The sequence below is a fragment of the Streptomyces capparidis genome, from assembly GCF_054782095.1.
The window spans coordinates 82,672-98,205 of record NZ_BAAGTD010000034.1; the positions used below are offsets into that span (position 1 = coordinate 82,672).

The window sequence follows — 15,534 nt, forward strand, 5'->3', positions numbered from 1 at the left end:
CCGGCCGCGCCGCGAGCGGCCGGGGGTGACCGGCGGCCGCTCCGGCGGCGCACGTCAGTGGCACAGGCCGGCCTCGTGCGCGGCGTGGCCCGCGGGCTCCAACTGGAAGGTGCAGTGCTCCACGTCGAAGTGGTCGCCGAGGCAGTCCTGGAGGTCGTGGAGGATCTTCTCGTGGCCGTGCTCGGCGAGCGCCCGCTCGTCCACGACGACGTGCGCCGACAGCACCGGCAGGCCGGAGGTGATGGTCCAGGCGTGCAGGTCGTGCAGGTCCTCCACGGCGGGCAGCGCCAGCAGGTGGGCCCTGACCTCCGCCAGGTCCACGTGCCGGGGCGCGGCCTCCAGCAGCACGTCGAGCGCCTCGCGCAGCAGTTGCCAGGTGCGCGGGACGATCATCGCCGCTATGACGAGGGAGGCGATGGGGTCCGCCCGGGTGAAGCCGGTGCCCCACACCACCGCCGCGGCCGCGATGACCGCGAGCGAGCCCAGGGTGTCGGCCAGCACCTCCAGATAGGCGCCCTTGACGTTGAGGCTCTCCTTGCGCCCGCCCGTGAGCAGCGACAGCGCGACGACGTTGGCCACCAGGCCGACCGCGGCGAAGGCGACGGCGGCCGCGCCCTCCACGTGCGAGGGGTGCAGCAGCCGCTGGACGGACTCGTAGGCGATGTACGCCCCGACGCCTATGAGCAGCACGGCGTTGGCCATGGCCGCCAGGATCTCGGCGCGCGCGTAGCCGAAGGTGCGCCGGTCGGTGGCGGGGCGGCCCGCGATGTGGATGGCGGCCAGCGCCATCGCGATGCCGGCCGCGTCGGTGGCCATGTGGCCCGCGTCGGCGAACAGCGCGAGGGACCCGGTGACGAAGCTGCCCACGACCTGGGCGGCCAGGGTGACCAGGGTCAGCGCCAGCGCGATCCGCAGCCGCCCCCGGTGCGCGGCCCCAGCGGTCGCGCCGTGCCCGTGATGGGCGTGGCCGTGGCCGTGTGCGTGCCCTGCGCCCATGGACGCGGTCTCCTCTCGTGCGGCGACACCGCGGTGACCGCCCCGGACGCGGCAGCGCCGGCGGAGTCTCCGAGATACCCCCTACAGGTATTGTCTCGCGACGCCCTCCCCGTGGTCGGCAGGGCGCGCCCGCACCAGTGAACAACGCCGGAAAGTTGACGGCAACTCAGCACTGACAACGGTTGTCATCACGCTGACCTGCGACGATGCCCTCACGCCCGGCGGGCGGGGCCTTCGGCGCGAAGCACCCCCGCGGCCCCTCCCGCACGCTCCGCGGCGGCCCCCGGCCGCAGTCGCGGGCGAGCGCTCACCCGGGCCGGCGGACCCGCCGGGACCCCGTCCCGCCGCCGGGGCGCGTCCCCGCCTCCCGCACCCCGGCGCGCACCGCCGCACGCCGAGCCGCCCCGGCGCCCACCGCCGGCGACCCGTGCCGCGCCCGGTGCCCCGGGCCGCCCCTACCGCCCGTCCGCCGCCGGGTGCCGCACCCGCCAGCCCGCCCACGCGGACTCCACCATCTCCCGCACCCCGTGCTCGGCCCGCCAGCCCAGCAGCGCGGCGATCCGCTCCGCCGAGCCCACCACCCGCGCCGGGTCGCCCGGCCGCCGGGGCGCGACCGCGGGCCCGGGCGCGGACAGCCCCGTCACCTCGGCGATCAGCTCCACCATCGCCCGCACCGACACGCCCTCGCCGCGGCCGACGTTCACCGTCAGCTCGGTGCCGGGGCCGCCGCGGGCCAGGTGGCGGGCGGCGGCCACATGCGCCGTGGCCACGTCCGCCACATGGACGAAGTCGCGCACACAGGTGCCGTCGGGCGTCGGGTAGTCGTCCCCGAAGATCAGCGGCGGCTCGCCCGCGCACAGCCGTTCGAACACCATGGGGACCAGGTTCACCGCCCCGGTGTCCGCCAGCTCCGGCGCCGCGGCCCCCGCCACGTTGAAGTAGCGCAGGCACGCCGTGGCCAGCCCGTGCGCCCGCCCGGCCGCGCGGACCAGCCACTCGCCCGCCAGCTTGGTCTCCCCGTAGGGGTTGAGGGGGGCGCACGGGGTGTCCTCCGTGACCAGGTCCACGTCCGGCAGCCCGTAGACGGCCGCGGACGACGAGAAGACGAACGCCGCCACACCCGCGTCCACGGCGGCGTCCAGCAGGATCCGCAGCCCCTCCACGTTCTCGTGGTAGTACCGCAGCGGCTGCGCCACGGACTGCGGGACCTGCTTGCGCGCCGCGAGGTGCACCACGCCGGTCACCCCGTGCCCGCGCAGGGCCGCCTCCACCGCGGCGCGGTCCAGCACCGTACCGGTGACGAGCGGCACACCGTCCGGCAGGCGCCCGGGCAGCCCGCCGGACAGGTCGTCCAGCACCACCACCCGCTCACCGGCCTCGGCCATGGCCCGGGTCACATGGGCGCCGATGTACCCGGCGCCGCCGGTAATCAACCACGTCATGGACGGACACCCTAAGACGGCGGCCCGCGCCCGCGGCCACCGGCGGGCCGGGCGCCACCGGACCGGAGGCGGGCGGCCCGCTCACCGGCGGCCCGCTCACCGGCGGATCACTCCCCGCCGGGCCGGGCGCCGCGCCCGCCGTTTTGTCCCCGGCGGGCCCACCACGCCATGATGATCACACCGGTCGGGGGCGCCAGCCAGCCAGGGCGCCGCCCCGGCCGCGCATCCGATACCCTCTCCCGTCATGCCCACGGGGGACCGGGCCGCAGCCGTCGCCACAGCCGTCGGCACGGCCACCGGCCGGCGCAGCCCCGCCCGCGCACGCCTCAGGGAGTGAGATCCGCCTGTCCACCGTCATTCTCATCGGTCCGCCGCCGGGCGGAGCGCCGCGTTCCGCCGACGGCGGCCGGCCACCCGCGCTCGAGGACGACCTGCGGGCGCTCGGCCTCCACCCCGTCGCGGCCGAATCCTGCGACGAGCTGGTGGCGCGCCTGGCCGCCCTGCCCGCCCGCGAGCGCGTCGCCGTGGTGGACCGCCGCTTCGTCGGTCACCGGCACGCGCTGCGGCTCGCCCTGACCGACCCGCGGTTCCCGGCCGCCGCCGTCCCCGGCGCCCTGCTCGCCGCGGCCGAGGCGCGCCCCGCCCTGCTCGCCGCGGCCGAGGCCGAGGCCGAGCGCGGCAAGCGGCCGGACCCCGAGCGGCTCGCGGACGCCCTGGCCGGGTCCTGCGCCGTGCACCGGCCCGCGCTCGGCACCCTGGTCGCCGCGGTGCCCGCCGACGAGGGCGAGCGCCGGGCCGCGCTCGCGGCCGTGGCCGCGGTGGACGAGGAGAAGGTCAGGCTCGCCTCGGCGGTCAAGAGCCGCGACGGCTTCTTCACCACCTTCTTCATCAGCCCCTACTCGCGCCACCTGGCCCGCTGGTGCGCCCGCCGCGGACTGACCCCCAATCAGGTCACCACGGCTTCGCTGCTGGTGGCGCTGGCCGCCGCCGGCTGCGCCGCCACCGGCACCAGGCCCGGCCTCGTCGCCGCCGGCGTGCTGCTGCTGGCCTCGTTCGTGCTGGACTGCACCGACGGCCAGCTCGCCCGCTACTCGTTGCAGTACTCCACCCTCGGCGCGTGGCTCGACGCCACCTTCGACCGGGCCAAGGAGTACGCCTACTACGCCGGGCTCGCGCTCGGCGCCGCCCGGGGCGGCGAGGACGTGTGGGCGCTCGCGCTCGGCGCGATGGTGCTTCAGACGGTGCGGCACGTCGTGGACTTCTCGTTCAACGAGACGCAGCGGCACACCGCGACCGCGGCGGGCGGCCCGCAGGGGCAGGCGGCCCCGGACGGCGCGCAGGCCCCCGCGGCCGCCGCGCTGTCCGCGCGCCTGGACCGCGTCGGCTGGACCGTGTGGGCGCGCCGGATGGTGGTGCTGCCGATCGGCGAGCGCTGGGCGCTGATCGCCGTCCTCACCGCCGTCACCACTCCCCGCACCGTCTTCCTCGTCCTGCTCGCCGCCATGGCGCTGGCCACCTGCTACACCACGGCCGGGCGCGTGCTGCGCACCCTGCCCCGCCGCTCGGCGGCCAAGCGGCCCGAGGCGTCGGGCCGGGCCCTCGCCGAGCTCGCCGACTCCGGCCCCCTCGCGCACCTGCTCACCCGGCTCGGGCACGCCATGTCCGCGCCGCTGGCGGCCGCCTCGGGAGCCGTCGCCATGGTGGGCACCGCCTGCCTGGCTCCGGAAGGGAGCTGGTGGCCGGTCCTCGCGGCCATCGTGTACGCGTCAGCCTCGGGAGAAGCCGTGTCCCGCCCCCTGACCGGCTCCCTCGACTGGCTCGTCCCCCCGATCTTCCGGGCCGCCGAGTACACGACAGTACTCGCGCTGGCCGTGCGCGCGGGCGACTCCGGGGTGAACAGTGCCTTGCCGGCGGCTTTCGGGCTGGTTGCGGCGGTCGCCTACCATCACTACGACACGGTGTACCGCATCCGCGGTGGCACCGGTGCGCCCCCGCGCCGACTGGTCCGAGCGATCGGCGGGCACGAGGGCCGGACGCTGGTGATCACTGCCGTGGCCGCCCTCGCGTACGGACACGAGGGCGCCCTCCGGGCCGTCCTCGCCGGTCTCGCCGCGGTGCTGGCCCTGGTGGTGCTCACCGAGAGCGTCCGGTTCTGGATGTCCGCCTCCGCACCCGCAGTACACGACGAAACAGGAGAACCCGCATGATCGGCCTCGTGCTGGCGGCCGGCGCCGGACGGCGTCTGCGCCCCTACACCGACACCCTCCCCAAGGCGCTGGTGCCGGTGGACGGCGACAGGACCGTCCTCGACCTCACCCTCGCCAACTTCGCCGAGGTCGGACTGCGGGACGTGGCCGTGGTCATCGGCTACCGCGGCGAGGCCGTCCGCGAGCGGAAGGCCTCGCTGGAGAAGAAGTACGGCGTCACCCTCCACCTCGTGGAGAACGACAAGGCCGAGGAGTGGAACAACGCCTACTCGCTGTGGTGCGCCCGCGACGTGATCAAGGAGGGCGTGATCCTGGCCAACGGCGACACCGTCCACCCGGTCTCCGTCGAGCGCACGCTGCTGGACGCCCGCGGCGGCGGCAGGCGGATCATCCTCGCGCTCGACACCGTCAAGAAGCTCGCCGACGAGGAGATGAAGGTCGTCGCCGAGGACGGCGCGGGCGTGCGCCGCATCACCAAGCTCATGGACCCGGCCGAGGCCACCGGCGAGTACATCGGCGTCACCCTCATCGAGCCGGAGGCCGCGGACGACCTCGCCGACGCGCTGCGCACCACCTACGAGCGCGACCCGCAGCTCTACTACGAGGACGGCTACCAGGAGCTGGTCGACCGCGGCTTCACCGTGGACACCGCCGCGATCGGCGACGTGCCGTGGATCGAGATCGACAACCTCGACGACCTCACCCGCGGGCGGGAGATCGCGTGCCGGTACTGACCCGACTCATCCCCTCACCCGTCGTCGTCGACATCCGCGCCGGAGCCCTCGCCGACCTGGCCGTGATCCTCGCGGACCAGCGCATCTCCACCTCGGGGCAGATCGCCGTCGCCATCAGCGGCGGCTCCGGCGCGGCCCTGCGCGACCGGCTGGCGCCGCAGTTGCCCGGCGCCGACTGGTACCCGGTCGCCGACGGCACCATCGACTCGGCGGTCAAGCTCGCCGACGCCATGCGCGGCCGCCGCTACGACGCCGTCGTCGGCCTCGGCGGCGGCAAGATCATCGACGCCGCCAAGTACGCCGCGGCGCGCGTCGGCCTGCCCATGGTGGCCGTCGCCACCAACCTCTCCCACGACGGCATCTGCTCGCCGGTGTCCATCCTGGACAACGACGCCGGACGCGGCTCCTACGGCGTGCCGACCCCGATCGGCCTGGTCATCGACCTGGACGTGATCCGGGACGCGCCCGTGCGGTTCGTCCGCTCCGGCATCGGCGACGCCGTGTCGAACATCTCCGCCATCGCCGACTGGGAGCTGTCCCACCGGGAGACCGGCGAGCCCATCGACGGCCTGGCCGCGGCCATGGCGCGCACCGCCGGGGAGTCGGTGCTGCGCCACCCGGGCGGCGCGGGCGACGACGAGTTCCTCACCGTGCTCTCCGAGGGCCTGGTGCTCTCCGGCATCGCCATGTCCATCGCCGGGCACACCCGCCCCTCCTCCGGCGCCTGCCACGAGATCTCGCACGCCCTGGACCTGCTCCACCCCAGGCGGGCGGCGCTGCACGGGGAGCAGGTCGGCATCGGGGCGGCGTTCGCCATGCACCTGCGCGGCGCGGTCGAGGAGTCCGGCCTGATCGTCGACTGCCTGGCCCGCCACGGCCTGCCCGTCCTGCCCGGCGAGATCGGCTTCGGCGACGAGGAGTTCGTCGCCGCCGTCGAGTACGCCCCGCAGACCCGCCCCGGGCGCTTCACCATCCTGGAGCACCTGGACCTCGACCACGACGCGATTCGGGACGCCTACACCGACTATGCCAAAGCTGTCAAAGCCCTCCGCGGCTGAGCTGCGCCCGGTCGTGCACCCGGCCGGGCTGAAGGACCGCCGCAGCGGCGAGCACTGGGCCGGGCGGATCTACATGCGGGAGATCTCGCTGCGGATCACCCGCCACCTGGTGCACGCGCGGGTGAGCCCCAACCAGCTCACCCACCTCATGGTGCTCACCGGTGTCGCCGCCGGCGCCTGCCTGCTGGTGCCCGGCCTGGCCGGCGCCGTGCTCGGCGCCGTGCTGATCCAGGTGTACCTGCTGCTGGACTGCGTGGACGGCGAGGTGGCCCGCTGGCGCCGGCAGACCTCCGTCACCGGCGTGTACCTGGACCGGATAGGCCACTACCTGGCCGAGGCTGCGCTGCTGACCGGCGCCGGGCTGCGGGCGGCCGACCTGTTCCACCGGGAGGGCTCGGCCACCCGGTGGGAGTGGGCGTTCATCGGCGCGGTCTGCGCCCTCGGCGCGATCCTGATCAAGGCGGAGACCGACCTGGTGGACGTGGCCCGCTCCCGCAGCGGCCTGCCCGCCGCGCAGGACGCCGCGTCGGTGCCCCGCTCCGCGAAGGTGGCCCTGGCCCGCAGGGCGGCCGCCGCGCTGAAGTTCCACCGGCTCGTCGGCGGCGTCGAGGCGTCCCTGGTGATCCTGGCCGCCGGGGTCGCCGACGCCCTCGCGGGGAACCTGTACTGGACCAGGCTGGCGGTGGCGGTGCTGGCCTGCGTGGCGGTGGTGCAGACGGTGCTGCACCTGGTGAGCATTCTGGCGTCGAACAGGCTGCGGTGAGCGCCCCATGAAGGACAGCGGCAGGACCACCCCCCTCGAGGCGACGGCGGCGCGGGACGGCGCCCCGGTCGGCGACCCGGCCGGCGCCCCGGCGAAGGACGGCGGCGACCCGCCGGCGGCCGTCCCCGAGCCCCCGCCCGCGGGCGGCGCCCCGGCCCCGCCCGGCACCTTCACCCTCGGCGCGGTCGTGCTCACCATGGGCGACCGGCCCCGGGAGCTGCGGACCCTGCTGGACTCCGTCGCCGCGCAGGAGGGCGCGCCGGTGCGCGTCGTCGTCGTCGGCAACGGCGCCCCGCTGCCCGAGCTGCCCGACGGGGTGCGCGGGATCGAGCTGCCGGAGAACGTCGGCATCCCCGCCGGGCGCAACGCCGGCGTGGAGGCGTTCGGGCCGCGCGGCGAGGAGGTGGACGCCGTGCTGTTCCTGGACGACGACGGCGTGCTGCCCCTGACCGACACCGCGGCCAGGGTCCGCGAGGCGTTCTCGGCCGACCCGCGGCTCGGCATCGTCAGCTTCCGCATCGCCGACCCCGAGACGGGCACCACCCAGCGCCGCCACGTCCCCCGGCTGCGCGCCTCGGACCCGATGCGCTCCTCGAAGGTCACCACGTTCCTCGGCGGCGCCACCGCGGTGCGCTCCGCGGTCTTCGCGGACGTCGGCGGCCTGCCGGACGAGTTCTTCTACGCCCACGAGGAGACCGACCTGGCCTGGCGCGCGCTGGACGCGGGCTGGTCGGTGGAGTACCGCGCCGACATGCTGCTGCACCACCCCGCGACCGCCCCCAGCAGGCACGCGGTGTACCACCGGATGGTCGCCAGGAACCGGGTGTGGCTGGCGCGGCGCAACCTGCCGTGGCCGCTCGTCCCCGCCTACCTCGGTTCGTGGGTCCTGCTCACCCTGGCCCGCAGGCCCTCCCGCCAGGCCCTGCGGGCGTGGTTCGGCGGGTTCGCCGAGGGCTGGACCACCCCGTGCGGAAAGCGCCGTCCCATGCGCTGGCGCACGGTGTGGCGCATGACCCGACTGGGCCGACCTCCCGTCATCTGACAAGCTCGGACCTGAGAGCATCGGGCGCACCCCAGCCGACTCGGCATACGCCCCTCTCGGCATACGCCCCTTGAGGATGAAAGTGTCAACTGTGAGCGAGACAACGCACGACGGTGCGGTCGCCCTCGGCGCCCCGCCGGCGAAGTCGCCCGACGACGGCCTGTCCCCGGCCGAGCTGGCGGCGAAGTACGGTCTGGCGGTCAGCGGGGCCCGCCCCCCGCTGCCGGAGTACGTCCGGCAGTTGTGGGGCCGCAGGCACTTCATTTCGGCCTACGCCCGGGCCCGCCTCACCGCGATGTACACCAAGGCGCGCCTCGGCCAGGTGTGGCAGGTGCTCACCCCGCTGATGAACGCGGGGGTGTACTACCTGATCTTCGGCCTGCTGCTGGGGACCGACCGGGGCATCGAGAACTATCCGGCGTTCCTCATCACCGGTGTGTTCATCTTCACCTTCACCCAGAGCTCGGTGATGTCGGGCACCCGCTCCATCGCCGACAACCTCGGCCTGGTGCGCGCGCTGCACTTCCCCCGCGCGTGCCTGCCGATCGCCTTCACCCTCATCCAGCTCCAGCAACTGCTGGTGTCGATGAGCGTGCTGGTGCTCGTCGTGCTGCTGACCGGCGAGGCACCCGGTCTGACCTGGCTGCTCGCCATCCCCGCCCTGCTGCTCCAGGCGCTGTTCAACACCGGGCTCGCCCTGGTGATGGCGCGGATAGGCAGCAAGGTCCGTGACATGACGCAGCTCATGCCGTTCATCACCCGGACCTGGCTGTACGCTTCGGGCGTCTTCTACAGCATCGACCACATGCTCGACGACGCCCCCCGCTGGGCGGAGATCCTGCTGGACCTGAACCCGGCGGCGATCTACATCGACCTGATGCGGTTCGCGTTGATGGAGTCGGTGGACACCGACTACCTGTCCCCGCACGTGTGGGGGCTCGCGGCGGGGTGGGCCGTGGTGATGGCTTTGTTCGGATTCGTTTACTTCTGGAAGGCTGAGGAGTCGTACGGCCGTGGCTGAGCAGAGCAGTGGTGAGCGGATCCCCACCGTCATCGTGGACAACCTGCACGTGATCTACCGCGTGCACGGCGCGGGCAGCGGCAAGGGCAGCGCCACCGCGGCGCTGAGCCGCATCGTCCGGCGCAAGACGTCCCCGACCGTGCGCGAGGTGCACGCGGTCAAGGGTGTGAGCTTCATCGCCTACCGGGGCGAGGCGATCGGCCTGATCGGCAGCAACGGATCGGGCAAGTCCACCCTGCTCAAGGCCGTCGCGGGGCTGCTGCCGCCGGCCAGCGGCAAGGTGTACACCGACGGTCAGCCGTCGCTGCTCGGCGTGAACGCCGCGCTGATGAACGACCTGACCGGCGAGCGGAACGTGATCCTCGGCGGTCTGGCCATGGGCATGAGCATGGACCAGATCAGGTCGAAGTACGACGACATCGTGAAGTTCTCCGGCATCAACGACAAGGGCGACTTCATCTCCCTGCCGATGCGCACCTACTCCTCCGGCATGGCGGCCCGCCTGCGGTTCTCCATCGCCGCGGCCAAGAGCCACGACGTGCTGATGATCGACGAGGCGCTGGCCACCGGCGACCGGGAGTTCCAGAAGCGCTCCGAGGCCCGGATCCGGGAGCTGCGCAAGGAGGCCGGCACCGTCTTCCTGGTCAGCCACAACAACAAGTCCATCCGGGACACCTGCGAGCGCGTGATCTGGCTCGAGGCGGGCGAGATGATCATGGACGGCCCGACGGACGAGGTCCTCAAGGCGTACGAGGCCAAGACCAACAAGAAGTGAGCACGCGGTGAGCAGGCTCCGCCGCCCGCGCGGGCGGCGGAGCCTTCGTGTGCGCGGCGGCCCGGGGCGGCGGGCCCGCGGCTCAGGCCTCGCTGAGCGCGACCCTGCCGTGCAGCCGGCGCAGGGGCCGGGGCGCGTACCACGCCGCCCGGCCGAGCAGCCGGAACGCCGCCGGGACCAGTACCCCGCGGATCAGCACCGCGTCGATGAGGATCGCCAGCCCGCTGCCGAGGCCGAACATCTGGATGAAGCTGACGTCGCCGGTGGCGAAGGCGAAGAAGCTCACCGCCAGCAGGCCCGCGGCCATGGTGACGATCCGGCCGGTGCGGGCCAGCCCCCCGGCCACCGCCTCCACCGGGTCCGCGCCCGCGTCGTGCAGCTCCTTGACGCGGCTGGTGAGGAACACCTCGTAGTCCATGGACAGGCCGAAGGTGATGCAGAACAGCAGCACCGTCATGGAGGTGTCCATCGGCTGCGGGGTGAACCCGAGCAGCGAGGCCAGGTGCCCCTCCTGGAAGACCCACACCATGGCGCCGACGGCCGCGCCCAGGCTGAGCGCGTTCAGCAGCAGCGCCCGCAGCGGCTGCACCACGCTGCCGGTGAACAGGAACAGCAGCACATAGGTGGTGATCACGATCCAGCCGAGCGCGGCGGGCAGCCGGTCGCCGATGGACGCCTTGGAGTCCACCAGGCGCGCGTCCGTTCCGCCGACCAGCACCTCGGCGCCCTCGGGCGGCTGCGCCGCCCGCACCCGGTGCACCAGCTCCTGCGCCGCGCCGGACTTCGGCGGGTGGGCGCCGACGACGCTCAGCCGCTGCGCGTCGGGCCGGCCGAGCGCGGCGGCGCCGGGCGGCGTGCCCTGCTCGGCGCCCGCCGCCCAGGAGCCGGCGCTTGAGTCGACGCGCACCACCCCGGGCAGCCGGGACAGCCGCTCCGCGTAGTCCGCCAGCGGGCCCGCGGCCACGGCGCCGGTGGTGACCACCTGCACGGCGTTCGCGTCGTCGCCGGGGAAGAAGGCCCGCACCTCCTCGGACACCTGGCGACTGGCCGCCGACTCGGGCAGCACCCGCTCGTCGGGCGTGCCGAAGGTGACCCCGAGCAGCGGGCTCGCCGCGAGCAGCAGCAGCGCCACCACGGGCCCCGCGGTCAGCAGCGGCCGCCGCATCACCGTGCGCGCCAGGTGCCCCCACAGCGGCGCGTCCGACCGCCGCGCGGCGCGCGCCCACGGCAGCCGCCCGCCGTTCACCCGGTGCCCGAGCACGGCCAGCAGCGCCGGCACCACCAGCAGGGCCGCGGCGGCGGCGACCACCACCACGCCGATCCCGGCGTAGGCGAAGGAGCGCAGGAAGTACGGCGGGAACAGCAGCAGCGCGGACAGCGCGGCCACCACGGTCGCCGCGGAGAAGGCGATGGTGCGCCCGGCGGTGCGCACGGTGCGCCGCAGCGCCTCGGGCACCTGCTGCCCGTCGGCGAGCTGCTCGCGGAACCGGCTGACCAGCAGCAGCGCGTAGTCGATGCCCAGACCCAGGCCGAGCGCGGTGGCGAGGTTGATCGAGAACACCGACACGTCGGTGAGGCTGCCGAGCACGAACAGCCCGGCGAACGTGCCGAGGATCGCGATCAGGCCGATCACCAGCGGCAGCAGCGCCGCGACCACGCTGCCGAAGGCGAGCACCAGCAGCACCAGCGTGACCGGCACGGCGATGGCCTCGGCGATCGCGAGGTCCTTGCCGACCTGGGCGGTCAGGTCGTGCCCGACGGCCGCGGTGCCGCCCGCGGTGACCTCGATCGCCCCGAGGTCGCCGGTGTACCGGTCGACGAGCGCCTCGGTGTTCTCCCGCTGCTTCTTCTCGTCGCCCCTGACGTGGGCCAGCACCAGGGCCTCGCCGCCGTCGCGCGACTTCAGGGCCCGGGCGCCGGAGTCCCAGTAGGAGACCACGTTGGCGACGGCCGGCTCGGCCTTCAGCTCGCCGGTCAGCCGCCGCCCCTCGGCGCGGGCGGCGGCCGTGTCGGGCCCGCCGTCGGCCCGCACCAGCAGCACCAGGTTGGTCTCCCCGCCGAACCGCTCCTCCACCAGGGCCTGCGCCCGGGCGGAGGGGGCGTCCGGGTCCTGGTCGCCGCCGGGCTGGAGCTTGCCGAAGGCCCCGAGGCCCACGGCCGCCATGGCGACCACCGCGAGCACGGTCGCGGCCAGTACCAGGCGGGCGCGCCGCAGCGCGAGCCCGCTGATCCGATCGAGCACAGGAGTACCCCCGTAGAAAAGTTTACGATGTGAACATCAGTCTGACGAGCGCAAGGTAACACTGTCAACATCGGGCAGCATGAGGGGGTGGACACCATGAGGAGCCGACGCGACCGCTACCACCACGGGGACCTGCGCAACGCCCTGGTCGCCGCCGCCACCGAGCTGGCCCGCGCGGGCGGGCCCGAGGCGGTGGTGCTGCGGGAGGCCGCCCGCCGGGTCGGGGTGTCCGCCACCGCCGCCTACCGCCACTTCGACAACCGCCAGGACCTGCTCCTCGCGGTCAAGCTGGCGGCGCAGGAGCGGCTCGCCGACGCCATGGCGGGCGCCGTCGCCGCGGGCCCGACCCTGCCGGACCGCGGCGAGGAGGCCGAGCGCAGGCTGCGCGCCATGGCCCGCGGCTACATCGGCTTCGCGCTCGCCGAGCCTGGCCTGTACCGCTCGGCGTTCCAGCACCAGGACCTGCCGCCCAAGGAGCCGGGCAGGCACCCGCGGGTCCGCTCCTACGCGATGCTGGCCGAGGTGCTCGACGAGCTGCTCGCCGCCGGGCGCATGCCCGCGTCCCGCAGGCCGTACGCCGAGATAGCCGCCTGGTCGCCGCTGCACGGGCTGTGCCTGATGTTCCTCGACGGCTCCCTCGCCCTGCCCGGCGACGAGCAGCGCGACGAGGTCGTCGAGCGGGTCCTCGACGTGGTCGCCACGGGACTGCGGCACACCTGAGCGCCCCCGCGTGCCGCCGCCCCCTCGCGCGGCACGCCGTCCGCCCGCGCCACCCGAAGCGGTGACCCTCCGGGGCCGCGTCACCCGGGCCGCGCCACCCGGACCGCCCCACCCGGGCGGCGCCGTCCGGCCCGCGTCGGCCATGGGATGCCCACGTCCCGCCCATGGGCGTCCCACGGTTCGTCCATGGGGAGTACCCGCCGGGTACCGGTTCGGTAGCGGGGCGGCGCCCCGGCGCACGGGCGCCCGGACACCGCCGTAAGCTGTAGCGGTACTGATCCAGTGGGTTCCGGACGCGCCGGTCCCGCACCCGGGACCACCACCGGATCGCGCAGGTCACGACCGGGTCTCCCGGGTCGCCGGCACCCCGGGCCGTGACGCGTCGGTGCGGCGTGTCCGACCGGTGCTGGCCACGACCGACGGTGTAGAACGGGGATGTGACGGCAATGGCCCGAGGGACCATCTCCAGCATTCCCGCCGGGACCGGAAGTCCGGTCCGGGGCGGGAACGCGGTCCACGCCCGCCCCGCGGGCCGTCCGCTGTGACGGTCGAGGAGGAGCGCGACAGGCCGGGTCCCTCCGGTGCCCGCGCTCCTCGCGCAGCCACCCGGGGCGCCGCGGCCCGGCCGGACGGCGTGCTGGCCAAGGCGGCGCGCGAGAACTTCCCCGTGGCCCCCTTCTTCCTGCCCGCCCGCGCCCGCGCCGACCTCATGGCCGTCTACGGCTTCGCCCGCCTGGTGGACGACATCGGCGACGGCGACCTGCCGCCCGGCCGGGACGACGCGGCCTGGCTCGGCCTCCCCTCGGGCACCGAGGACCGCCTCGCCCTGCTCGACGCGCTGGAGGCCGACCTCGGCCGGGTCTTCACCGGCACCCCCCGCCACCCGCTGCTGCGGGCGCTGGTCCCCAGCGTGCGGCGGCACGCGCTCACCCCGGAGCCGTTCACCCGTCTGGTGGAGGCCAACCGCCGCGACCAGACGGTGCGCCGCTACGCCACCTGGGAGCAACTGCTCGAGTACTGCGAGCTGTCCGCCAACCCGGTCGGGCACCTGGTGCTGCGGATGACCGGCGCCGCCAGCCCCGAGCGGATCCGCCGCTCCGACGCGGTGTGCACCGCCCTCCAGGTCGTCGAGCACCTCCAGGACGTCGCCGAGGACCTCGCCCGCGACCGGATCTACCTGCCCGAGCGCGACATGGCGCGCTTCGGCGTCACCGAGGCCGACCTCGCCCGGCCCACCGCGAACCGGGCCGTGCGCGACCTGGTCGCGTTCGAGGCCGCCAGGGCCGGCGAGCTGCTGGAGGAGGGCACCGCGCTCGTGGCGAGCGTGCGCGGCCGGCTCAGGCTGCTGCTGGCCGGTTTCGTCGCGGGCGGGCGAGCCACCCTCGACGCGATCGCCGCGGCGCACCACGATGTGCTCCCCGGACCGCCGAAGGCGGGCAGGTCCGCCGTGCTCCGCGAGGTGGCTGCGACCCTGCGAAGGAAGAGGTGAACCAGCCCGTGGACGCTCCCCGAGCCTCCGGCGGCCCGCAGCCGTCCCTGCCTGTTCAGGCGGCCTACGACTACTGCGAGACCGTCACCGGGCTCCAGGCACGCAACTTCGCCTACGGCATCAAGCTGCTGCCCCCGCCCAAGCGGCGGGCCATGTCCGCCATCTACGCCTTCGCCCGCCGCATAGACGACATCGGCGACGGCACCGCGGACGCCGAGGTCAAGGCGCGGCGCCTGGCGGAGAGCCGTACGCTGCTGGAGCGGATCCGGTCCGGCGCCGTCCGCGAGGACGACACCGATCCGGTGGCCGTCGCGCTCGCGCACGCCGCGAACCGCTTCCCCATCCCGCTCGGGGCGCTGGACGAACTGATCGACGGTGTGCTCATGGACGTGCGCGGCACGGAGTACGAGACGTGGGACGAGCTGCGCCGGTACTGCCGCTGCGTGGCCGGGGCCATCGGCCGGCTCTCCCTGGGCGTGTTCGGCACCGTGCCCGGCGCCCGCGGCGCGGAGCGGGCCCCGGAGATCGCCGACACCCTGGGCCTGGCGCTCCAGCTCACCAACATCCTGCGCGACGTGCGCGAGGACGCCGCCAACGGCCGGGTCTACCTCCCCCGGGAGGACCTGGCCAAGTTCGGCTGCCCCGACGGCTTCGGGCTTGAGGCGTTCGGCGGGGGCACGGTGCCGCCGGGCGCCGACTTCACCGGCCTGGTCCGCTTCGAGGCCCGGCGCGCCGAAGGGCTGTTCGACGAGGGCCTGCGGCTGCTGCCCATGCTCGACCGGCGCAGCGGCGCCTGCGTGGCCGCGATGGCCGGGATCTACCACCGGCTGCTCGCCCGGATCACCGCCGACCCCGCGGCCGTCCTGCGCGGCCGGATCTCCCTGCCGGGCCACGAGAAGGCGTACGTGGCGCTGCGCGGCCTGACCGGCCTGCACCCGCGGCAGGCCGCCCGCGCCACCGCCGGCCGGGGTCGCTCGTGAGAGTGCCGGACGGCGGGCCGGGCGCCGGGCGCGGCAGCGCCCCCGCCCCGGCGCGGGTCCCGGGC

Annotated in this window: 13 protein-coding genes; 10 read left to right on the forward strand and 3 right to left on the reverse strand. The window is 74.9% G+C overall.

What is annotated here, in order from left to right; translation table 11 throughout:
- Nucleotides 1–54: 54 nt before the first annotated feature.
- Both ACYVO2_RS24970 and galE read right to left on the reverse strand, forming a co-directional pair.
- Entirely contained in the window at nt 55–996 is a 942-nt protein-coding gene (locus ACYVO2_RS24970) for a cation diffusion facilitator family transporter (protein ID WP_461010214.1), read from the reverse strand.
- Between the two features lie 455 nt (nt 997–1,451).
- A complete protein-coding gene (galE, locus tag ACYVO2_RS24975) occupies nt 1,452–2,438 on the reverse strand; it encodes a UDP-glucose 4-epimerase GalE (RefSeq protein ID WP_461010215.1) in 987 nt (328 codons plus the stop codon).
- A 344-nt stretch (nt 2,439–2,782) separates the two neighbouring features.
- Between galE and ACYVO2_RS24980 the strand changes: the two genes are divergently transcribed.
- The 7 genes from ACYVO2_RS24980 (at nt 2,783) to ACYVO2_RS25010 (ending at nt 10,038) form a co-directional block, all read left to right on the forward strand.
- Nucleotides 2,783–4,645, forward strand: coding sequence for a DUF5941 domain-containing protein (locus ACYVO2_RS24980; protein ID WP_461010228.1), 1,863 nt, complete (start codon nt 2,783–2,785; stop codon nt 4,643–4,645).
- Entirely contained in the window at nt 4,642–5,379 is a 738-nt protein-coding gene (locus ACYVO2_RS24985; protein WP_461010216.1) for a phosphocholine cytidylyltransferase family protein, read from the forward strand. Before ACYVO2_RS24980 ends, ACYVO2_RS24985 begins: the two co-directional genes overlap by 4 nt.
- A complete protein-coding gene (locus ACYVO2_RS24990; RefSeq protein ID WP_461010217.1) occupies nt 5,367–6,437 on the forward strand; it encodes an iron-containing alcohol dehydrogenase family protein in 1,071 nt (356 codons plus the stop codon). Before ACYVO2_RS24985 ends, ACYVO2_RS24990 begins: the two co-directional genes overlap by 13 nt.
- Nucleotides 6,406–7,200 carry a CDP-alcohol phosphatidyltransferase family protein gene (locus tag ACYVO2_RS24995; RefSeq protein ID WP_461010218.1) on the forward strand — a complete coding sequence of 265 codons (795 nt, stop codon included), beginning with the start codon at nt 6,406–6,408 and terminating at the stop codon, nt 7,198–7,200. Before ACYVO2_RS24990 ends, ACYVO2_RS24995 begins: the two co-directional genes overlap by 32 nt.
- 196 nt (nt 7,201–7,396) lie before the next feature.
- Nucleotides 7,397–8,242: a glycosyltransferase family 2 protein gene (locus ACYVO2_RS25000; protein ID WP_461010229.1), complete on the forward strand. Its 846-nt coding sequence runs from the start codon at nt 7,397–7,399 to the stop codon at nt 8,240–8,242.
- Nucleotides 8,243–8,333: 91 nt separating this feature from the next.
- Nucleotides 8,334–9,263, forward strand: coding sequence for an ABC transporter permease (locus ACYVO2_RS25005; protein WP_461010219.1), 930 nt, complete (start codon nt 8,334–8,336; stop codon nt 9,261–9,263).
- Nucleotides 9,256–10,038 (forward strand): ABC transporter ATP-binding protein, encoded by a 783-nt coding sequence (locus tag ACYVO2_RS25010; RefSeq protein ID WP_461010220.1) that lies wholly within the window; start codon nt 9,256–9,258, stop codon nt 10,036–10,038. The genes ACYVO2_RS25005 and ACYVO2_RS25010 overlap by 8 nt, the downstream gene beginning before the upstream one ends.
- Before the next feature lie 82 nt (nt 10,039–10,120).
- Here ACYVO2_RS25010 and ACYVO2_RS25015 read toward each other — a convergent pair whose 3' ends face one another.
- Nucleotides 10,121–12,280 carry an MMPL family transporter gene (locus tag ACYVO2_RS25015; RefSeq protein WP_461010221.1) on the reverse strand — a complete coding sequence of 720 codons (2,160 nt, stop codon included), beginning with the start codon at nt 12,278–12,280 and terminating at the stop codon, nt 10,121–10,123.
- A 96-nt stretch (nt 12,281–12,376) separates the two neighbouring features.
- On the opposite strand from ACYVO2_RS25015, the gene ACYVO2_RS25020 reads away from it, so the two are divergent.
- From ACYVO2_RS25020 to hpnD, 3 genes are all read left to right on the forward strand, one after another.
- Nucleotides 12,377–13,000, forward strand: a complete 624-nt coding sequence (locus ACYVO2_RS25020) for a TetR/AcrR family transcriptional regulator (RefSeq protein ID WP_461010222.1) — start codon at nt 12,377–12,379, stop codon at nt 12,998–13,000.
- Nucleotides 13,001–13,634: 634 nt separating this feature from the next.
- The gene (gene hpnC / locus ACYVO2_RS25025) at nt 13,635–14,489 is read left to right on the forward strand and encodes a squalene synthase HpnC (protein ID WP_461010230.1); all 855 of its coding nucleotides are present in this window, start codon (nt 13,635–13,637) and stop codon (nt 14,487–14,489) included.
- An 8-nt stretch (nt 14,490–14,497) separates the two neighbouring features.
- A complete protein-coding gene (gene hpnD, locus ACYVO2_RS25030; protein ID WP_461010223.1) occupies nt 14,498–15,469 on the forward strand; it encodes a presqualene diphosphate synthase HpnD in 972 nt (323 codons plus the stop codon).
- Nucleotides 15,470–15,534: the final 65 nt, after the last annotated feature.